The organism is Streptomyces sp. TLI_55 (assembly GCF_900206255.1).
GTDB classification, from domain to species: domain Bacteria; phylum Actinomycetota; class Actinomycetes; order Streptomycetales; family Streptomycetaceae; genus Streptomyces; species Streptomyces aquilus.
This window is the reverse complement of the sequence record NZ_OAOJ01000001.1, coordinates 4769906-4790368: the sequence shown is the minus strand read 5'-3', so window position 1 is coordinate 4790368 and position 20463 is coordinate 4769906. Positions and strand designations below refer to the sequence as shown.

Below are 20463 nucleotides of genomic sequence, written 5' to 3'. Positions count from 1 at the left end.
ATGTACGCGCGCTGCCGGACCAGCGAGGCGGCAGGCGGGCCGGGGCCTGGCTCGGCGGGCTGCTGTTCGCCGTCGTGAGCGTCGTCGTCGGCTGCCGTACGGCCGACACGGACGGCATCACCCCCGTGCCCCAGCTGCTGGCCTTCCTGCCGTGGCTGCTGGTGCCGACGGGCGCGGGGCTGCTGCTCGCGCTGCTGTCCCGGTGGTGGGTGGGCCTGGTCTGGGGTGTGGCGCTGCTCGGCCTGCTGGCGTGGTTCATCGAGCCGTACGGGAAGATCAGCGAGCCCGGTGGCAGGGTCCTCGCCTCGCTCCGCGTTCTGACCTCGAACGTCGAGTTCGGGCGCGGTACGGGGGCGTTGGTGGACGCGGTGCGCCGGGAGAAGCCCGATCTCGTGTTCGTGCAGGAGTGCGAGTACACCTGCGAGGCGGAGCTGAAGCGGACCCTCGGCGTCGCCTACCCGAACCGGCAGAGCGTGCCGGGCGCGGGCTCCGAGGGCTCGGTGATCCTCAGCCGCCACCGTCTCACGGCGGCCGACCCGGTCGCGGGCACGATGGGGATGCCGGGCGCGCTGGCGGACGTCGACGGCCGGACCGTACGGCTCCAGCTCGCGCACCCCATGCCGCCCCTGCCCGGCCAGGTGGGCGTGTGGAAGCGGGAGCTGGGCACGCTCCGCGACTTCGCGGCACGGCACCGGGGCGCACCGCTGCTCGTGGCCGGTGACTTCAACGCCTCCCAGGACCACGCGGCCTTCCGGCACCTCCTCGACGCCGGTCTCCAGGACGCCGCCCGGCTGGCCGGTTCCGACCGCACCCCGAGCTGGCCGGCCCGTACCGCGCCCACGCTCGGCGCCCAGATCGACCACGTGCTCGCGTCGCCGGACTTCTCCTGCGAGAAGGCCCGCTTCCTGGACCTGGCGGACACGGACCACCGGGCGCTGCTGGTCGATCTGGACCTGCACCAGGGCGGATGACGTGTAATAGGCGCATGTCCCGAGAGTTCCCCATCGGCCTCACCCCTCCCGACTGGCTGGTCAGGAACCTCCAATCCCAGCCCGCCCCGGTCAACTGGGCGGCCGTGGCCCGCGCCGCGATCGCGATGACCCTGCCACTGGCGATCGGTCTCGCCGTCGGCAACGTCGAGTACGGCGCCCTGGCCTCGATGGGCGCCCTGTCGGGCGTCATCGGCGACACCGCGGACGCGTACCGCATGCGCATCCTCAACATCGCGATCCCGCAGCTGTTCGGGGCGGTGGGCGTGACGATCGGGTCGCTGGTGTTCGGCCAGGGCTGGCTGGCGGTGGCCGTGGTCACGGCGGTCGCGCTGGTGTCGGGCATGATCTCGACGATCGGCGCGGTGGCGTCGGTGTCCGGGCTGCTGCTCCTCCTCAACTCCGTGGTGGGAGCCGGGCTGCCGATGCCGGGCGAGTGGTGGCTGGCGCCGCTGCTGATGAGCGGCGGCGGGCTGCTGGTGCTGGTCCTGGCGCTGCTGGCCTGGCCGTTGCGCTCCGGCGTCCCGGAACGCTCCGCGGTCGCGGACGCGTACCGCACGGTCGCGACCCTCATGTCGGCCTGCGGCACCGAGGCCTACGACCAGGCCCGCCACACCGTCACCCAGTCCCTGAACCAGTCGTACGACCTCATCCTGGCCCGCCGCACCCGCCACCACGGCCGCAGCCCCGACCTCACCCGCCTCCTCGCCCAGTTGAACGCCATCACCCCGGTCGTCGAGGCGGCTCCCGCGGCCCACCTCACCGGCGAGCCACTGCCGCCGGAGGTCACCGAGGCGGTGCGCCACCTCGCGGAGGCGGTGGAGACGGGCTACACCGGCCCGATAGCCCTGAACCTGCCCGTCCCCACCTCGGAGACGACCCGGGCGGTGGACCACGCCCTGCGCCACGCGGCCGAGGTCGTCCGCACCCCGGACGTCGACCCCGGCGGCATCGACGACCGCCTGGGCCGCCCGGCCGCACTGCGCATCCGCGCCGCGCGGGCGACCCGCAACGTGGCGCTGTCGGCGGCCTCCTGGCGCTACGGCCTGCGCCTGGCGCTGTGCATCGGAGTGGCCCAGGTCCTCGTCTCGATCCTCCCGGTACCGCGCTCCTACTGGGTGGCCCTGACCATCACCTTCGTCCTGAAGCCCGACTTCGGCTCGGTGTTCTCCCGCGCCCTGCTGCGCGCGCTCGGCACGGTGGCGGGGCTGGTGATCGCGGCGGCGGTCCTGGCGGAGGTGCCGCGCGGCTGGTGGGACGTCCCGGTGATGCTGGTCCTGGCCCCCCTGATCCCGGCGCTGACCCCGCGGGGCTACGGCTACCAGACGGCCGCGATCACCCCGGTCATCCTGCTTCTCTCAGACATCCTCAACCACCAGGGCACCGCCCTCCTGATGCCCCGCCTCCTGGACTCCCTGATGGGCTGCGGCATCGCCCTGGTCGCGGGTTATCTGCTCTGGCCGGAGAGCTGGCACACGCGCGTCGGCGACCGCCTGGCGAAGGCGGTGGACGACACGGCGGCGTACGTGGAGACGGCGTTCGGCCGCGACCCCACCGACCCGCCGGCCCGCGCCCGCATGCGCCGCCGCCTCTACCGCGACCTGTCGGTGATCCGCACGGAGTTCCAGCGCGCCCTGACCGAACCCCCGCCCACCGGCCGCCGGGCTGCGGCCTGGTGGCCCCTGGTGGTCGCGGTGGAGCGGATCGTCGACGCGACGACGGCGGCCCGCGTCCGCACCAAGCACGGCGCCCCGCCGCCCTCGGCGGCGGAGGTGGCCCAAGTGGTCCTTCAGCTGCGCGAGTTGGCGGAGGGCGTACGCGAGGTGGAGACCCTGTACGCGGTCCGCACCGACCTCACGGGACCGGCGGGAAGCGTCCTGGAGCCGCTGCGGCAGGAGGTGGCGGCGGCTCGGGCGATCGCCTCACCCCGGTGACACGGGAGGCACCGGGGTGAAGCGACCGGCGTCTCAGACGCCGATGTCCGAGCCGTCCTTGCGCCACACGGCCACGACCGCCGGGCGCACGATCCTGCCCGGACCGTCGGGCCAGGTGCTGGCCGGGTTCTCCACCGTCGCGCCGGTGATCTCGCCCGGGTGCTGGACGGCGACCAGGACACGGCGGTCCTGGATGACCGGCCCGCAGGTCTCCGCACCGGTCGGCATGGTGAGGAACTGCTTCAGCTCACCGCGCCGGTCGCCCTTGGTGGCGACGCCGAACAGACCGTCGTGGGAGCCGAGCTGGTTGCCGTCGGTGGAGATCCAGAGGTTGCCGTACGGGTCGAAGGCCACGTTGTCCGGGCAGGAGATCGGGCTGACCCGGTCCTTCGGGAACCCGGCGAAGTAGGTGGCCGGGTCGGCCGGGTCACCCGCGACCAGGAACAGGGACCAGGCGAACTTCTTGCTCTCCGGCCGGTTCCAGCGCTCGGTCAGCTCCAGGATGTGCCCGTGCTTGTTGGCGTTGCGCGGGTTGGCCTCGTCGGCGGGGGCGTTGCTGCCGACACCGCGGTTGGTGTTGTTGGTGAGGGCGACGTAGACCTTGCCGGAGACCGGGTTGGGCTGGATGTCCTCGGGCCGGTCCATCTTCGTGGCGCCGACCTTGTCCCCGGCCAGCCGCGTGAAGACGAAGACCTCCTCGGCCGTCATGCCGTCGACGTGCGAGACGGCGCCCTTGGCGGTCGCGGTGGCCAGCGGGATCCACTCACCACTGCCGTCGAACTCACCGTCGGCCGGGAGCTTGCCGGTGCCGTCGACCTCGATGGCGGGGGAGTCGCCAGTGAGCTTGGCGACGTAGAGGGTCCCCTCGTCAAGAAGGGAAAGATTGTGCTCGCGAACGGCCCGCGAGGCCCCCTTCTTCACCCTCTTGCTGCTGACGAACTTGTAGAAGTAGTCGAACCGCTCGTCGTCGCCGGAGTAGACGACCGGACGCCCGTCCGAGGTCAGCCGCACGGTCGCGGCCTCGTGCTTGAAGCGGCCGAGGGCGGTGTGCTTGCGCGGCGTGGACGTCGGATCGTACGGATCGAACTCCACGACGTACCCGAACCGGTGCACCTCGTTCGGCTCCTGGGCGACGTCGAACCGCTTGTCGAACCGCTCCCACTTGCGCTCGCTCGCGCCGGTGCCGATGCCGTACCGCTTGTCGGTGGCGCGGCCGCTGTTGGCGAAGTACTGGTTGAAGTTCTCCTCGCCGTGCAGCGTGGTGCCCCAGGGGGTGGTGCCGCCGGAGCAGTTGTTGAGCGTGCCGAGAACCTTGGTGCCGCTCGGGTCGGCGGAGGTCTTCAGCAGCTCCGACCCGGCGGCGGGCCCGGTGAGCCGGAACTCGGTGGTGGCGGTGACGCGCCGGTTGAGGGGGTGGCGGGGTACGGCGGTGAGTTTGCCGCTCCGCCGGTCCTCCTCGACGACGACCGCGGACAGTCCGTGCGCGGCCCACGCGATCTCGACCTGCTCGCGGGTGGGGTTGGCGGCGTCGTAGCCACGGAACATGAGCACTTCGTCGGTGTACTCGTGGTTGGCGACGAGGAGCTGCTTGCCGTGGCCGAGCGGGAGCAGGGCAAGGAAGTCGTTGTTGTACCCGAACTGTCCGGCCTGCGCGGCGGCCGTCTGCTTCTCCGGGTCGAAGGCGGGCGCGCCGCGCAGGATGGGCTCGCCCCAGCGGATGACGACGTTCTGCGCGTAGCCGTCGGGGACGGTCACGGCGTCGGTGGTGTTGGGGGCGACGGGGCTGTACCGCAGCCCGCGGGCGGCCTTGCCGTGCTTCACGGGCTGGTACGGCGCCGTACCGGTCGCGGCGTGGGCCTGCGGGGCGCCGACGACGGTCGCGCCGGCCGCGGCGGCCACGGTGACGACGGCGGCGGTCCGCATCAGGGAACGGCGGCTGAGGGCATCGGCGATGACGTCACCGACGTACTCGTTGGCGCTGGTGTTGGGCACCTCGTGGAAACAGGCGTTGCCGCACCGGTAGAGGCAGGTCATGGCGGAACGCCCGCCCGGGTGTCCGTCGGACGACGGCGTACTGATCAACGGCAGCGGTATACGCACTTTGCAGTCCCCTTGCTTCTCCATGGACTCCCCTTGAATCCGCGCCACGGACGCTAGGGGCCGGTTTGTGCGGGAGCGGGGACTGGCGATGAACGCGCGGTGAATGCGGGGTAGCGGGGTGGGAGTTGAGCGGGAGTTGGGGTTGGGTTGCACGGTAAGACCGAATACGACCCTTGACGGGAGCGGCTTCCGATGCCCTCCCCGGCCCAAGATCCCCCTCCGGGGCCGCTAACCTTACGTGTCCGTCCTGGCCAGGGATTGACGGGCATCAACTCATGCGAAGGGTTGCGCACATGGGCATTCTCACTCTCCTGCGGAACGCGTTCGGCCGCTCACGCAAGGGGCGTACCGCCGAGGCAGAGGGTGCGGAGGGGACGCAGCCGACAGCTCAGCCGACGGTACCGGCCCCTGCAACGCCCGAGCCGGAGGCCAAGGTCGAGGTCCCGGAGCCGCGTACGTCGACGTCCCTGTCGACTAAGGACGAGCACGATCTGGTGGCGGCGGCGTTCGACAACGTGACGGTGCCTCGACAGACGTCGGGGGGTGAGGGGGCGGGGGCTGAGGAGCGGACGGCTGAGGCTGAGCCGGTGGCTGAGGTTGAGGCTGAGCGGGTAGCCGAGGTTGAGGTTGAGCCGGTGGCCGAGGAGCCGGTGGTCGAGGCTGGAGCTGAGCCGGTGGCTCAGGAGCCGGTCGTCGAGGCTGAGGTTGAGCCGCTCGCTGAGGATGGGGCCGAGGCCGTCGCTGAGGCTGGCGCTGAGCCTGCCGTAGAGGGTGCCGAGCCCGAGACGGTGGCCGCTGCCGAGGTTGAGGCTGCCCCCGAGGTGGCTGCCTCCGAGACTGAGCCTGCCGTCGAGGCGGAGCCCGTTGTAGAGGAGGCGGCTGAGGCCGCGCCCGCTCCCGCGTCGCAGACCGCTGAGGAGAGCGCCCCCGTCGAGGAGCCGGTTGCGGAGGAGCCCACTCCGGAGACGGTCACGGAGACCCAGCCGGCGCCCGAGGCCAAGGCTGAGCCGGCGGCCGTGGACGAGCCCACCGCAGAAGAGACCCCCGCAGTCGAGGAGCCGAAGCCGGTCGCCGAGCCCACTCCCGAGCCGGAGCCGACCGCCGAGGTCGCCACCGAGCCGGAGGTGGAGGCCGAGGCCAAGGCTGAACCGGAGCCGGAGGTGGAGGCCGAGGCCACCGCCGACACCACCCAGGAACTCGCTGCCGCCGCCGACGCCGAGCCCACTCCCGAGCCGGAGCCGACCGCCGAGGTCGCCACCGAGCCGGAGGCCGAGCCCGAGGCCGCCACCGAAACCACTCAGGACCCTGAGGCCACCCCCAAGGCCGAGCCCACCCCAGAATCCGCCCCCACCCCCCTCGCCGCAGCCGCCGACGGCGAGTCCGCCCCTCAGGGGCCACCCGCAGACGACATCGAAACCGTCACGGGTGGTGCGGGTGGGAACACCGACGCCGAAGGCGAAGCCGAGGCGACCCCCGCCCCCGCCCCCGCCCCCGCCGCCGCAGGCACCGGCACCGGTGCCGCCGCCCTCGCCCTCGCCAAGGCCGGCCTCACCACCGCCCGCGCCAAGACCTACCTCGTCCTCGACCGCTCCGCGAGCATGCGCCCGTACTACAAGGACGGCTCCGCCCAGGCCCTCGCCGACCAGACCCTCGCCCTCGCCACCCACCTCACCCCGGACACCGACGGCACTGAGGACACCCCCTCCGTCCACGTCGTCTTCTTCTCCACCGAGGTCGACGGCACCCTCGACCTCACCCCGGCCTCCCCCAAGGACGCCATCGACGAGGCGCACGCCGGCCTCGGCCGCATGGGCCGTACCAGCTACCACGCCGCGGTGGAAGCCGTACTCGCCCACTACGACAAGACGACCACCCCCGGCGAGACCACCCCCGCCCTCGTCGTCTTCCAGACCGACGGCGCCCCCGACGCGAAGACCCCCGCCACCCAGGCCCTGACCGAGGCGGCCAAGTCCCACCCGTCCGTCTTCTTCTCCTTCGTCGCGTTCGGCGAGCACGAGAACAAGGCCTTCGACTACCTCCGCAAGCTGAAGACCGACAACACGGCCTTCTTCCACGCGGGCCCCACCCCGAAGGAGCTCACGGACGCGGAGCTCTACGACGGCGTACTGATCGACTGGCGCCCGTAGCCCCCAGCCCGCCCCCGACCCGCACCACCCCAGGGCCGCCCCTTTCCACCCCTCAGAACGGAAAGCGGGCGGTCCCCCCATGTCGGCTACGATTTCTTGGTTCGTAAAGCATCACGAAATCCGACCTGGGAGCAGCCCCCGATGGCTCGACACCTCATCACCAGCGCCCTTCCCTACATCAACGGGATCAAGCACCTGGGCAACATGGTGGGGTCCATGCTCCCGGCGGACGTGTACTCCCGGTACCTCCGCCAGCGCGGCCACGACGTCCTCTACATCTGCGCCACCGACGAGCACGGCACCCCGGCGGAGCTCGCCGCGAAGGAGGCCGGCCTCAGCGTCGCCGACTTCTGCGCCCAGGCACACGACGCCCAGAAGGCGGTCTACGACGGCTTCGCGCTCGCCTTCGACTACTTCGGCCGCAGTTCCTCCCAGCAGAACGTCGAGATCACCCAGCACTTCGCCCGCCGCCTCAACGAGAACGGGTTCATCGAAGAGCGGGCGATCCGCCAGGTCTACTCGCCCGCCGACGGCCGCTTCCTCCCGGACCGCTATGTCGAGGGCACCTGCCCCCACTGCGGCTACGACAAGGCCCGCGGCGACCAGTGCGAGAACTGCACCCGGGTCCTGGACCCGACCGACCTGATCAACCCGCGCTCGGCGATCTCCGGCTCCACTGACCTCGAGGTGCGCGAGACCAAGCACCTCTTCCTCCTCCAGTCCAAGCTCCAGCACGAGGTCGAGGAGTGGGTGGCCCGGCACGAGGCGGAGTGGCCGCAGCTGGCCTCCTCCATCGCCCGCAAGTGGCTGACCGAGGGCCTGCACGACCGCGCGATCACCCGCGACCTGGACTGGGGCGTGCCCGTGCCCGCCGACACCTGGCCGGAGCTGGCGGCCGAGGGCAAGGTCTTCTACGTCTGGTTCGACGCCCCGATCGAGTACATCGGCGCGACGAAGGAGTGGGCCGACGAGGACCCGTCGACGCGCGACTGGAAGTCGTGGTGGTACGAGTCGGACGAGACGGTCCGCTACACGGAGTTCATGGCGAAGGACAACGTCCCCTTCCACACGGTGATGTTCCCGGCGACGGAGCTCGGCGTCAGGGAACCCTGGAAGAAGGTCGACTACGTCAAGGCCTTCAACTGGCTGACCTACTACGGCGGAAAGTTCTCGACTTCCCAGAAGCGAGGCGTCTTCACGGACCAGGCCCTCGACATCCTCCCGGCCGACTACTGGCGCTACTTCCTCATCGCGAACGCCCCCGAGTCCGACGACTCGTCGTTCACCTGGGAGCACTTCACCGCCACGGTCAACAAGGACCTCGCCGACACCCTCGGCAACTTCGTCAACCGTGTCCTGTCCTTCTCCCGCAAGCGCTTCGGCGACGACGTCCCCGAGGGCGGCACGCCGGGCGAGGCGGAGGCGAAGCTGGGCGAGGAGATCGCCCGCCTCCTCGCCGAGTACGAGACCCAGATGGAGGCCCTCCAGTTCCGCAAGGCGGCGGCCGCGCTGCGCGCCCTGTGGTCGGCCGGCAACTCCTACCTGGAGGAGAAGGCCCCCTGGCTGGAGATCAAGACGGACAAGGACGGCGCGGCCCTCACCCTCCGCACGGCGATGAACCTGATCCACCTCTACTCGGTGGTCTCGGAGCCCTTCATCCCGGCGACCTCCGCGGCGATGCGGCAGGCCTTCACCCTCCCCGACGACACCGCCACCTGGGTGTCGCGGACCGAGGCGAAGACCCTGACCGCCGTCCCGGCCGGCACCCCCTTCACCGTCCCGCCGGTCCTGTTCGCCAAGCTCACGGACGAGGACCTGGAGACGTACAAGGAGCGCTTCGGCGGCACGGCGGAGTAAGCGAGGGGCGGGGGCGTGCTGAAGATCTTCCTCTGCCATTCGTCGGGGGACAAAGAAGACGTACGGCGCCTGCGGACACAGCTGCTGTCCGCGGGCTTCCAGCCCTGGCTCGACGAGGAGGACATCCTCCCGGGCCAGGACTGGGACCGTGAGATCCGCCGTGCGATCCGCGCCTGCGACCTGGTCCTGGTCTGCCTGTCACGGGCTTCGGTCACCAAGACCGGATACGTGCAGAAGGAGATCCGCATCGTCCTCGACGAGGCCGACCACCAGCCCGAGGGCACGATCTACGTCATCCCGGCCCGCCTGGAGAACTGCGAGGTCCCGGAACGGCTCCAGAGGTGGCACCGGGTGGACCTGTTCAAGCAGGACGGCTACGACAGGCTCCTGAAGTCGCTGGCGGCGGTGGCGGCGACCCGCGGCGGCGTCCGGTACGACGGGTTCTACGCGAAGCCGGCGTCGGATCCCGGGTTCACGGAGTTCCTCCGGTTCTACCCGGACGGCACCGTGCTGGACGTGACGACCAGCGGATCCGCCGAGCAGATCACCAAGTGGTTCCACGCAGATCAACCGGACCTGGGCAAGGGCCCCTACGACATCGTCGGCGACCGCATCACGTTCGCGACCACGGCCTCCTACGGAACCATCGAATACGACGGCACCGTCCGCGAAGACGGTACGGAACTCCACCTCCACACCCTCAGCCACATCAACGGCCACGAGTCCGACGGCGTCTGGCGGTTCGTGCCCGTAAAACTTTCCACCTGATGGTGATCAAGTTGTGGGCAGGGGGCGGAACTTGCCAGGAAACATACGTATGGTTTGCGCCATGGCAGTACCTGGGATCATCCCGATCGCCTACGAGCCGCACGGCCGTACCGAGGCCATCGGGCTTTACGCGGAAGGGCAGTTCCTGGGGTCGGTCTCCTACGCCTTCCCCAAGGGCTTCCGGCCCGACGACGGCTGGGAGGCGCAGAAGCGCCTCTACTCCGTGCTGCACACCTTCGACGCGGAGGGCAACTACCGCGACTCGGAGATCTGGTGCGCCGGGACCTGGGCCGAGCAGCAGCGGGACGCCTCCGTGCTCGCGCGTGCCCGTGCCCATCTGGCGACCCGGTTGCGGAGCCTGCCCCGGCGGACGTACACCGACATCGCGGTACGGCCCTTCGAACTCGTCGTGGACGGCGTGCTGTTCGGGCTCGTCACCGGGGAGGAGGACGGCGAGGGGTGGGCCGAGCTGTATCCGGACCGGCTGGGCTTCGGGCCGCCCTGGGACGGGAGTTATGACACGTGACGCACGCACGTCCTTCACTTGATCTAGGCAGGGACCCGGGCCAGGCGCTATACATGCCCGAAGATCACTAGTGGGGGGTTTCATCCATGGCACTTTTCGGCAACGCGCACACCATCGACCCGGGCCAGGCGGCCTCGGACTTCGCCAAGCTGCTGGGCTCCGGCGAGGGTGTGCAGGCGGCGTACCAGCTGGTGCGTGACGTCATCATGTTCACCGACCGGCGGCTGATCCTGGTCGACAAGCAGGGCATCACCGGCAAGAAGGTCGAGTACCACTCCATCCCGTACCGCAGCATCACGCACTTCGCGGTGGAGACGGCCGGCACCTTCGACCTCGACGCCGAGCTGAAGGTCTGGGTCTCGGGCCAGTCGCTGCCGTTCCAGAAGACGTTCACCAAGGGCGTCGACATCTACGAGGTGCAGGCGATCCTCACCCAGCACGTGGCCCGCTGACGCAGGCCGTGAACAACAGATGAAGGGGCCCGGAACCGCCTGGCGGTTCCGGGCCCCTTCTCATGCCGGCCGTGCGGACTAGGACCAGCCCGGGTCGTGGAGCGTCGCGGTCGCCACGGTGGTCGTCTGTGCGTCGGCACCGGAGTCGCTCGCGCCGAGGACGGCGATCAGGGCGGCGGCGGTGACGGCGACGAGCGTGGCGAGCATGCGACGCATTTGGTTCCCCCAAGTAGTGGTGTTTTAGCAGCAGTTGGGCCGTTCCGGGCGGTTCGGCGTGACTCCATACTGGGGTTCGAGTGATCCTCGAGTCGCGTGTTTTGTGTGGCACGAAACGATCTGGCACATGTGTGCCAGTGCGCGGTCCGGAGGGCCGGACAGGTGGGCACGGGATCTTCACAGGCACTCGGCGTGATCTTGGCAAGTCGCCACGAGCATGATCCCTTCACGCTGCTGACCTGCGCGTCCGCTCCCTGGACAGGCTTGTGGTGAGACCCCGTCGAGCGGCACAATCCCTCCGCATGACTTGACCCACGGAGTGGCCGCGCCGGGGCTGGGACGGGCCCGTCCCCCATGTGCCGCCAGCGTTGTCGGGACCCGCCGCCGCTCCGTGACACGAAGCTGGGGGGCTTGCGTGCTGGTTTCTCTCGGACTGACCGAGCAGTCCGACCGTCTGTATCGGGCCATTCTCAGACGGCCGGATCTGGCCGTCGCGGAGGCCGCGAAAGAGCTCGGTGTCACCGAGGAGCAGGTGCGCGAGGAGCTGGAGAAACTCACCCGTCTCTCCCTTCTCACCCCCACCTGGCGCCGCGACGGCAAACTGCGCGTGGTCGCCCCCAAGGCGGCGCTCGACTCCCTGCTCGCCCACCAGCAGGCCGAGATCGTCGAGCGGCAGCGCGCCCTCGCCGAGAGCCAGGCCGCCGCCGACGCGCTGCTGACCCAGTACGCCGAGCTGCACCCGGAGGAGCCCGAGCAGGGGGCGGAACGATTCCTCGGGGTCGAGGCGGTGCGCGCGAAGATCACCGAGCTGACCGCCGACGTCCGCACCGAGATCATCAGCTTCCACCCCGGCGGCCCCCAGCCCGCGGCCCAGTTCGAGGCCAGCGAGCCGATCACCACCGGCCTCCTCGACCGCGGGGTCAAGGTCAAGGGCGTCTATCAGGACTCCCTCCGCAACGACCCGGTCAGCGTCGAACACGCCCGCTGGCTCACCGAGCACAGCGGCGAGCTGCGCACCGTCCCCTCGCTGCCGATGCGGATGATCATCCTGGACCGGCAGAAGGCCCTGGTCCCGATCGACCCCGCCGACAGCTCCCTGGGCGCGGTCCTGCTGCGCGAACCGGGTGCCGTGGCCGCCTTCTGCGCCCTCTTCGACGCCGTGTGGGCGACGGCCACCCCCTTCGGCGAACCGGCCCGCCGCAGCCTCGACGACCCCGGCTCCCAGCCCCGCGAACTGCTGCGCCTGCTCGCCCAGGGCTACACCGACGAGGCCGCCGCCCGCCGCCTCGGCATCTCGCTGCGCAGCGAACGGCGCCTGATCTCGGAGCTGATGGAGAAGCTCGACGCGCAAAGTCGCTTCCAACTGGGGCAGCGAGCCGTCGAACACGGGCTGTTGTAACGGGACTTCAGCAGGCGCAGGCGATTCCGCTGACCGGCGCCGTCAGCGGGTCGACCGCCTGCTTGCGCGGGCCTGCCGCGTCCTCGACCTCGAAGCCCTCGCGGGACCAGTACTCGAAGCCGCCCAGCATCTCCTTGACCGGGTAACCGAGCCCGGCGAAGGCGTACGCGGCCCGGGTGGCCCCGTTGCAGCCGGGCCCCCAGCAGTAGGTGACGACCAGCGACCCGGCCGGCACCAGCTCGGCGGCCCGCTCGGCGATCTCGTCGGTCGGCAGATGCACCGCCCCCGGGATGTGCCCCTGCTCCCACGCCTCGCTGCTGCGCGTGTCGATCAGCACGAACCCCTTGGCGCCCGACTCGATGTCGGCGTGCACGTCGGAGGCGTCCGCCTCGAAGGACAGCCGCCCGCGGAAGTGGGCGAGCGCCTCGGCGGGGTCAGCGGCGGGGACGCGCAGCACCTTCGAGGGGGCGGTGGTGGTCGTGGTCATGGGGCTTCTCCTTGGATCGGTTGGTCGTCAGGGTGCGTACGGCGGCTACGGCTACGACCGCGAGGATCGCCGCGGTCGCGCTGCCGGGCAGCAGGAGCAGGGCGGCGGTCGTGCCGCCCGCGAGATGGGCGAGGGTGAGGGTGACGAGGGCGAGGGTGGCGGCGGTGGCGGTGCCCTCGGACTGCGGCCGACTGGTCAGTTCGTGCCAACGGGCGCCGGTGGCCTGGAGGTTGGTGCGGCAGTACAGGGCGAGAACGAGGGCGCTCAGCAGGGCGAGGGGAGTGAGGGGGAGGTCGGCGAGGGGGGCGGGAGGTCGCAGGAGTACGGCGTACAGGGCGGCGGCGCCGAAGACGCCGAGGAGTGTTCCGGTCAGGCCCGTCCGCTCGGGCACCGAGCCCTGGATGCCCAGGCCCGCCCGCCTCGGCACCGAGCCCTCGATACCGACCCAGCCGAAGAGCAGCGGGAGCAGCACCCACCCGGAGGCGGTGGCGTCGGGGGTCCCGCCGAGCGCCCACCATCCCCCGGCCGCCGCCAGCACGGCCGCCAGCCGCAGCCGCCGTACCGGCGTCGACAGCGGGCGGGGGCGGTAGGTGGCCCAGGTGGCGGCGGCCAGCAGGACCGCGACCGACCAGCCGTACGCGTCACCCCCCAGCCGGGCCGCGAACTCGCCGGCCGTCAGCGCGACGGCGGCCTGCCCGGTGGCGAACCCGGCGAAGTACAGCCCGGTGACGATCCGGGCGGCCCGGAACCCCAGCCGCCGCCGCACGAACCCGACCGCCCCGCCCTGGGCGGTGCCGCCCGCCCGGGCGGCGAGCAGACACCAGGCGGCCACCACGAGCGCGACCGCCGCGGAGTACCCGACCGGCACGGGAGCGAGCGCGGCGGGCAGCAGCAGGGCGCCCGCGCCGAGGACGGCGGCGAGGGTGCGGACTGCCGCCGCCGTCACGTCCCTCATGACAGCTCGTGGAAGAACAGCGGTGCCGCGTCCGGCAGTTGGGTGCCCGCCGGGACCAAGCGGGCGTCCAGCGCGGCCCACTTGGGCATCTGCGTCGTCATGTCCACCGGCACGCCCAGCTGTCCGGCGAGGTGGGCGGACCAGCCCGGCATGAGGGGGGCCGAGGTGACCGCGACCGACGCGAGGAGTTCGAGGTGGGCGACGAGGCGGGCGGCGTACTCCTCGCGCGGGCCCGCGGCCCGGACCAGGGACAGCTGGCGCAGGTCGTCGACGGCGCGGTCGACGATCACGGCGAGTTCGGCGGCGGCCTTCTGCGGGGAGAAGGTCTCCGCGCCGAGGGCTGCGGCGATGCGGGCGGGCAGTTCGGCGCGGTCCTCGTCGAGGAACGTGACGGACAGGGCGGCCTCCGGGACCACCGACTGGAAGTCCTGCGCGAGGAGGTCCAGGACGGTGTCGGTCCAGCGCTCGATGCCGCCGGCGAGGACCGTGCTGACGGTGTCGGCGAACTCCTTCATGGAGAAGTTGTTCTGCTCCCGTTCGGGGCCGGTCAGCGCGAGGTGGAAGCGGAGCGCGTCGGCGTTGACCCGGCGCAGGAACTCGCCGCCCCAGATGGCGTGGCCGCGGCTGGTGGAGAACTTGTCGCCCTCCAGGCGGTAGAACTCGTTGATCACGACCTGGGACGGGAGCGTCAGCGTGCCCTGGGCGAGCAGGAGGGCCGGCCACAGCACCGCGTGCGAGAACGAGCAGTCGAAGCCGATGAAGTTGACGATCTTCGTGTCGGGGTTCGTCCACAGGCGCTCCCACTCCGCCTTGTCGCCGTTGGCCTCGGAGAGGCGGGCCGTGGCGGCGGCGTAGCCGAAGATGCCGCTGAACCAGGTGTCGAGGATGTGCCCCTCCCAGCCCTCCAGCGGGACCGGGATGCCGTAGTCGGCCTCGCGGGAGATCGGGGTGTCGGGCAGGGCGCGCTCGAACAGGCCCTCCAGGTAGGAGATCAGGCGCGGGCGCCATTCCGCCTTCGACTGGGCCTCGGCGTAGTACGCCTGGAGCCGGTCGCGGTAGTCGTCGAGGGGGAACACGATCCGGCGCAGGGTGGTCAGGCCCGGTTCCTGCCAGCAGGACGTGCACTTGGGGTTGGCCAGGCCCGCGGGGTCCTGGGCGAGACCGCAGGCCTCGCAGTAGACGCCGTCGGAGGGGTCGGCGCAGAACTGGCACTCGCCGCGCACCTCGGCCTCGTAGAGGTAGCGGTCGCAGGGCTCGCAGCGGAAGACGGGCAGCTCCTCGACCTTCAGCGCGCCCGCGTTCCACAGCTCCAGGAAGAAGCGCTGCACGAACTCGGTGTGCGTGGTGTCGGTCAGCGGGCGGGTGAACCAGTCGTGGTGCATGGCGCCCAGCGACAGCGTGTTCTCCATGCGGTCGCCGAACAGCTTCGCGGTCGGGTACGCGGTGGAGCCGATCTCGGCGGCGCGGCGCGGGACGTAGCAGGAGTGCTCGTCGGAGTAGCCGACGTACCGGACGTCGTGGCCGCGCTGACGGAGGTGCCGGCTGAGGATGTCGGCGCCGAGGAACGGGCCGGAGAGGTGGCCGAGGTGGAGGTCGCCGTTGGGGTTGGGCGGGGCGCTGGTGACGACGTACGAGGTCATGGTCTTCGAAGTCCTTACGATGCGAGCTGGTTGAGGGCGGGCTCCGGCACGGCGCCGGTGTCGAGCGCCGGGAGCACCTCGCAGGTCGGTGCCACCACGCGGCTGTGCGGCGGGAGGTCGTCCAGGACGATGGCGTGGGCGCCGACCCGGGAGTCGGAGCCGACGGTGACCGGGCCGAGGACGCTGGCGCCGGTGCCGATGATCACGCGGTCGCCGACGACGGGGTGGCGGCGGGAGCCGGCCGGGCGGCGCAGGTCCTTCCACCAGCCGACCGAGCCGAGCGTGACCTGGTGGTACAGCATCACGTCGTCGCCGATGCGGACGGTCTCGCCGATGACGACGGCGGTGCCGTGGTCGACGAAGAAGCGGCGGCCGATCCGCGCGCCCGGGTGGATCTCGATGCCGCTGACCGCGCGGGCCAGCAGCGACAGGGCGCGGGCGGTGAAGCGGTGCCCGCGCCGCCACAGGCGGTGCGCGACCCGGTAGGTCCACAGGGCGTGGATGTGCGGGTAGAGCAGCACCTCGGCGCGGGAGGAGGCGGCGGGGTCCTTGGCGAGGACGGTGGCGATGTCCTCGGCGAGCAGTGCCCGCAGCCGCGGTCCCTTCTCACATGTGGTCATAGGGCGCCTCCGGTCTGACCGGCCGGCCCGCGAGGAACCGCTGCGGACGGTAGGGCTCCAGGAGTTCCTGGACGGCCTTGCCGGGGACGGCACCGCCGTCGACGATCTCCCTCGCCGCCAGCTCCGCGACGGCGGGCGCCATCTTGAAGCCGCCGCCGCTGAAGCCGAGGGCGAGGTAGAGGCCGTCCGGCCCGGCCGCGCCGACGACCGGTCGCTTGTCCGGCGTGTAGCCGTCGAGGCCGGAGCGGGTGCCGGCGAGGGGCGCGGTGGCCGCCTGCGGGACCCGGACCGCGATCGCGTTGATGGCCGCCTCCAGCTCGGCCTGCGTGAGCGGCTCCACGTCCCGGCCGAGCTCGGTGTCCGGCTTGCTGGGCACACCGAAGTAGAAGCGGTCCAGGCCGTCGGGCCGGAAGTAGGAGCCGGTGGTGTCGTCGATGCAGGTCGGCACCGAGGCCCGGGAGCCGCGCCGCCCCGCGCCCGGCAGCTCGGCCTGCGCGAGGCCGATGCGGCGGGCGGTCACCGGGATGTGGACGCCGAGATACTCGGCCGGGGCCGAGCCCCAGGCGCCGCCCGCGAGGACGACCAGCGGCGCGTCGATCCGCCCGATGGAGGTGAGGACCCCGGTGACGACACCGGCGTGCTCCAGGACCTTCATCGCCCGGATGCCCTCGGACGGGGAGACCCCGAGCCGGTAGGCGGCGGCCAGCAGCGCCCCCGAGGCGGCCATCGGGTCGGCGTACCCGCCCTCGGGCTCGTAGGCGGCCAGCGCGATGTTCTCGGTGCTGAGCCCGGGATAGATCTCCTTCAGCTCGGCCGGGTCGACGATCTCGACCCGCCGGTGCCCGGCCGCGTCCGTCGTCGCGGCGGCGTTCTGCCGCAGGTCGTCGGCGTGGTTGTCGCCGACGATCATCACGAACCCGGTGCGCCGGTAGCCGCAGTCGCCGCCGATGACGTCGGCCCACTGCTCGAACACCGGCAGCGAGCGCGCGGCGAGCCGGGTGTCGGCGACGGCGGTGTGGTGCAGCCGCAGCAGCCCGCCCGAACGGGACGTGGCGCCCTGGGCGTTGACCCGGCCCTGGTCGCACAGCACGATCCGGCCGAGCCCGGCCAGCGCGAGCTGGTGCGCGATGGCCGCGCCGATCACCCCGCCGCCGACGACCACGGCGTCGGCGTGCGCGTGCACGATGGGACTCATCAGACGGACACCCCAGACACCAGGCGGGAGTTGAGGGGACCGGACGGGTCGTCGATCTCGAACACGGAAGCCCACTTGGCGCGTTCGCGCGCCACGGCCTCCGCGCCGCCCCACCAGATGGTGACGAACCGCAGCCGGGTCTCGCCGTCGTTGGTGAGGTCGTGGTCCTGGTACGGCGTGATGAACACCGTCTCCCCGGCCCGCACCCGGCGCGTCTCGTCGCCGATGCGCATGACACCGCTGCCCTCGGTGATGAAGAACATCTCGTTCTCGTCGTGGTTGTGGGCGGTGGACGTCTCGCCGGGCGCCACGTCCACCCAGGCGCCGCCCCAGGTGGGCTCCTCGACCGCGCCGGGCCAGGGGAAGATGCGCCGGCCGCTGACGTTGTACGGCTCCTCGAAGACCATGTCCCCCTCGTGCGCGGTGAACACGTGCATCAGGCTCTTCTTCTCGGTCTGCTGCTTGCTCATGGGGTCCCCCGTTTCACGCGGCGACCGGCTGCCGCAGTCGGCTGCGCAGGTCGCGGTGGATGGTGTCGGCCTTGGCGGCCATCTGGCTGAAGGAGGTGGCGGAGCCGATGCCGTGCCGCCACTCGGTGAGGCCGTCGAGGTAGAGGCCCACCTCGCAGTCGTCGGTGGTCTCGGCGCGGTAGGCCCGGGTGACGTCGGGGCGGCCCTTGGCGTCGAAGGTCAAGTAGGGCTTGAACGCCTTCAGTTGGCGGGGGAAGGCGGCCTCGCGGTAGCCGGTGCAGACGATGACGGCGTCGGCCTCGATGACGCTCCGCTCCCCGGTGAAGACCTCCTCGGTGTGCAGCCGCACGACGTCGCCGGCCTGCTGGACCTCGCGCACATCGGTGCGGCGGTGCATGTGCAGCCGCTGCCGTCCGGTGAGCCGGTCCTGGTAGACGGCCTGGTAGAGCCCGGTGGAGACGTCCGGGTCGACGGCGGCGTAGTTGGTGGCGCGGGCCTGGCCCAGGGCGCGCTCGCGCTCCTCGTCGCCGAGCGCGTAGAAGTAGTCGGTCTCGTCGGGGAAGTACACCTCGTTGCTGAAGTGGCCCAGCTCGTACATCCGGAAGCCGGCGTGCCGGACCAGGGAGTGGATGTGGGCGTCGGGGTTCTGCCCGGCGAGGTGCAGCACGATCTCACCGGCGGTCTGCCCGGCGCCGATGACGGCGACGCGGCCCAGCGGTCCGAGGGCGGCCAGGGAGGGCAGCAACTTGCTGGCGTGGAAGACGCGTTCACCGAGCGCGGGCCGGAACACCTCCGGGACGTAGGCCTCGTGACCGGTGGCGAGGGCGATGTTGCGGCCCTCGACGGTGTGCAGGGACCCGTCCCGGGGATCACGCGACACGACCCGGGCACTGAGCACCCGCCCGCCGTCGCCGACCACCGGCTCCACGGACACCACCTCGCGGTGGTAGTCGACCCGGCCGCGCACCTGCCCGGCCGCCCACTGCACGTAGTCCGACCACTCCAGGCGGCTCGGGTAGCCGCCCATCAGCGTGAACGGGTAGAAGCGGCCGGTCTGGTGCAGATAGCTCGGGAAGCCGAACCGGGAGCGCGGGTCGCGGGGCGTGGCGAAGTCGCGCAGGAAGTGGTGCTGGATGTCGGTGCCGGGCAGGACGAGGTTGGGCTGCCAGGCGGAGTCGGCGGCCTTCTCCAGGTAGCGGGCGCTGAGCACCCCGCCGTGGGCGTCGTCGTGGTCCTCGACGGCGGCGGCGAGCGCGATCCCGGAGGGCCCGAACCCCGCGACGACGAGGTCGTGGACGTCGTACGGGCTCATCGGAGGGCCTCCTCGGCGGCGGTGAGGGCCTCGCGCAGGATGCGTCCGGCGATGTCGATCTCCTGCTCGGAGCAGTTCAGGGGCGGCAGCATGCGCACCACGCAGTCGTCGCGGCCGCCGAGTTCGAGGATCAGCCCGCGGCTGACGGCCTCCCACTGCACGCGCTTGGCGAGCTGGGTGGCGGGCCGCCCGGTGACGGGGTCGTTGAGCTCGACACCGGTCATCAGCCCGAGTCCGCGCACGTCGGCGACGTACGGGCTGATGCCCCGCAGCCCCTGGAGGTGCACCATCAGCTGCTCGGCCCGCGCCCGGACGTTCTCCAGGACCCGGTCCCGCTCGACGACCTTCATCGTGGCGACGGCGGCGGCGAAAGCGGGCTGGTTGCCGCGGAAGGTGCCGGTGTGGGCGCCCGGCGCCCAGGCGTCCAGCTTCCCGTCGTAGAGGATGACGGCGGCCGGCAGCCCCATGCCGCTGAGCGCCTTGGACGCGCACACCACATCGGGCTCGATGCCGTACTGCTCGAAGGCGAACCAGGTGCCGGTGCGGCCGCAGCCGCTCTGCACCTCGTCGACGATCATCGGGATGCCGAGCCGCTTGGTGACCTCCCGCACCCGCCGCACGAATTCGACATCGGCGGGAATGACACCGCCCTCGCCCTGCACCAGCTCCATGATCACGGCGGCGGGAAGGGTGATGCCCCCGTTGACGTCCGTCAGGGCGCGCTCCAGGAACGTGGCGCAGTTGACCTCGCAGCTCTCGCGCTTGAGGCCGAGGGGGCAGCTGTGGCAGTTGGAGTACGGGAAGAAGTGCACGCCCGGCATCCGGCCCCGCACCGGCTCCTTCTGCTCGACGAGCCCGGTGACGCTCATCGCGGCCATCGTGGCGCCGTGGAAGCCGCCCTGGAAGGTGATGATCTCCTCGCGGCCGGTGGCGGTCTTGCACAGCTTCAGCGCGGCGTCGACGGCGTTGGCCCCGGTCGGCCCGCAGAAGTGGATGCGCGTCCGCTCCCGCATCGGCGCCGGCAGCATCCCGATGGTCAGCTCGGTGAACTCGTCCTTGATGGGGGTCGGGAAGTCCAGCCCGTGCACGAACTCGTCGAGCTGGCGGTGCGCGGCGGCGAGCGGCTCGGGGTGGTTGTGCCCGAGGGACAGCACGCCGGCCCCGGAGAGGAAGTCGAGGAAGACGTTCCCGTCGAGGTCTTCCACGTAGCTGCCCTTGCCGCGTCGTATGGCTATGGGCAGTTTCCGTGGATAGGAGCGCGAGTTGGACTCGCGAGCGGCCTGCCGGTCGAGCAGCTCGGCGCTGCGGGGGCCGGGGAGGGTGCCGGAGACGTAGGGACCGGGGTAGCCGGAGGAAGTAGGGGCAGCGTGATCGATGGTTGCAGTCATCTCGGTTC

General features: G+C 71.5%; 18 protein-coding genes. 8 read left to right on the top strand and 10 right to left on the bottom strand.

The genetic code is table 11. From position 1 onward, the window contains the following. Positions 1-11 precede the first annotated feature (11 nt). The gene (locus CRP56_RS21935) at positions 12-971 is read left to right on the top strand and encodes an endonuclease/exonuclease/phosphatase family protein (RefSeq protein ID WP_257041966.1); all 960 of its coding nucleotides are present in this window, start codon (positions 12-14) and stop codon (positions 969-971) included. Positions 972-985: 14 nt separating this feature from the next. Then, positions 986-2923 (top strand): FUSC family protein, encoded by a 1938-nt coding sequence (locus tag CRP56_RS21930; protein ID WP_097266488.1) that lies wholly within the window; start codon positions 986-988, stop codon positions 2921-2923. A 33-nt stretch (positions 2924-2956) separates the two neighbouring features. Here the strand turns inward: CRP56_RS21930 and CRP56_RS21925 are convergent, their stop codons facing one another. After that, positions 2957-5023 carry a PhoX family protein gene (locus CRP56_RS21925; RefSeq protein ID WP_179851325.1) on the bottom strand — a complete coding sequence of 689 codons (2067 nt, stop codon included), beginning with the start codon at positions 5021-5023 and terminating at the stop codon, positions 2957-2959. 821 nt (positions 5024-5844) lie between these two features. Between CRP56_RS21925 and CRP56_RS21920 the strand changes: the two genes are divergently transcribed. The 5 genes from CRP56_RS21920 to CRP56_RS21900 all read left to right on the top strand — a co-directional run bounded on the left by CRP56_RS21920 (position 5845) and on the right by CRP56_RS21900 (position 10773). Beyond that, the gene (locus CRP56_RS21920) at positions 5845-7170 is read left to right on the top strand and encodes a VWA domain-containing protein (RefSeq protein ID WP_373559663.1); all 1326 of its coding nucleotides are present in this window, start codon (positions 5845-5847) and stop codon (positions 7168-7170) included. 141 nt (positions 7171-7311) lie between these two features. Beyond that, the gene (gene metG, locus CRP56_RS21915) at positions 7312-9027 is read left to right on the top strand and encodes a methionine--tRNA ligase (RefSeq protein ID WP_097266482.1); all 1716 of its coding nucleotides are present in this window, start codon (positions 7312-7314) and stop codon (positions 9025-9027) included. 15 nt (positions 9028-9042) lie between these two features. Then, positions 9043-9795, top strand: a complete 753-nt coding sequence (locus tag CRP56_RS21910) for a toll/interleukin-1 receptor domain-containing protein (RefSeq protein ID WP_097266480.1) — start codon at positions 9043-9045, stop codon at positions 9793-9795. A gap of 61 nt (positions 9796-9856) precedes the next feature. Continuing rightward, positions 9857-10321, top strand: a complete 465-nt coding sequence (locus CRP56_RS21905; RefSeq protein ID WP_097266478.1) for a hypothetical protein — start codon at positions 9857-9859, stop codon at positions 10319-10321. 86 nt (positions 10322-10407) lie between these two features. Next, the gene (locus tag CRP56_RS21900; protein ID WP_097266476.1) at positions 10408-10773 is read left to right on the top strand and encodes a PH domain-containing protein; all 366 of its coding nucleotides are present in this window, start codon (positions 10408-10410) and stop codon (positions 10771-10773) included. A gap of 78 nt (positions 10774-10851) precedes the next feature. On the opposite strand, the gene CRP56_RS47645 is transcribed toward CRP56_RS21900, so the two are convergent. Further along, a complete protein-coding gene (locus CRP56_RS47645; RefSeq protein WP_179851084.1) occupies positions 10852-10989 on the bottom strand; it encodes a hypothetical protein in 138 nt (45 codons plus the stop codon). A gap of 415 nt (positions 10990-11404) precedes the next feature. Here CRP56_RS47645 and CRP56_RS21895 point away from each other — a divergent pair, with 415 nt between their 5' ends. After that, on the top strand, positions 11405-12388 hold the full coding sequence (locus tag CRP56_RS21895) for a helix-turn-helix transcriptional regulator (protein ID WP_097266474.1): 984 nt from the start codon (positions 11405-11407) through the stop codon (positions 12386-12388). 7 nt (positions 12389-12395) lie between these two features. Here the strand turns inward: CRP56_RS21895 and CRP56_RS21890 are convergent, their stop codons facing one another. The 8 genes from CRP56_RS21890 to CRP56_RS21855 are packed head-to-tail and all read right to left on the bottom strand — an operon-like array spanning position 12396 to position 20455. Further along, on the bottom strand, positions 12396-12875 hold the full coding sequence (locus CRP56_RS21890) for a rhodanese-like domain-containing protein (protein WP_097266472.1): 480 nt from the start codon (positions 12873-12875) through the stop codon (positions 12396-12398). Then, complete coding sequence (locus tag CRP56_RS21885; protein WP_143664923.1) at positions 12823-13830, bottom strand: hypothetical protein; 1008 nt, start codon at positions 13828-13830, stop codon at positions 12823-12825. Before CRP56_RS21885 ends, CRP56_RS21890 begins: the two co-directional genes overlap by 53 nt. Then, positions 13827-15470, bottom strand: a complete 1644-nt coding sequence (locus tag CRP56_RS21880) for a methionine--tRNA ligase (protein ID WP_097266468.1) — start codon at positions 15468-15470, stop codon at positions 13827-13829. Before CRP56_RS21880 ends, CRP56_RS21885 begins: the two co-directional genes overlap by 4 nt. A gap of 14 nt (positions 15471-15484) precedes the next feature. Next, a complete protein-coding gene (gene epsC / locus CRP56_RS21875) occupies positions 15485-16090 on the bottom strand; it encodes a serine O-acetyltransferase EpsC (RefSeq protein WP_079310531.1) in 606 nt (201 codons plus the stop codon). Further along, on the bottom strand, positions 16077-17285 hold the full coding sequence (locus CRP56_RS21870) for an NAD(P)/FAD-dependent oxidoreductase (protein WP_097266465.1): 1209 nt from the start codon (positions 17283-17285) through the stop codon (positions 16077-16079). The genes epsC and CRP56_RS21870 overlap by 14 nt, the downstream gene beginning before the upstream one ends. Further along, positions 17285-17755: a cupin domain-containing protein gene (locus CRP56_RS21865; protein ID WP_097266463.1), complete on the bottom strand. Its 471-nt coding sequence runs from the start codon at positions 17753-17755 to the stop codon at positions 17285-17287. Before CRP56_RS21865 ends, CRP56_RS21870 begins: the two co-directional genes overlap by 1 nt. Positions 17756-17768: 13 nt before the next feature. Further along, on the bottom strand, positions 17769-19067 hold the full coding sequence (locus tag CRP56_RS21860; RefSeq protein ID WP_097266461.1) for a SidA/IucD/PvdA family monooxygenase: 1299 nt from the start codon (positions 19065-19067) through the stop codon (positions 17769-17771). Then, a complete protein-coding gene (locus tag CRP56_RS21855) occupies positions 19064-20455 on the bottom strand; it encodes a diaminobutyrate--2-oxoglutarate transaminase family protein (RefSeq protein WP_097266459.1) in 1392 nt (463 codons plus the stop codon). The genes CRP56_RS21860 and CRP56_RS21855 overlap by 4 nt, the downstream gene beginning before the upstream one ends. Between the last annotated feature and the right edge of the window lie 8 nt (positions 20456-20463).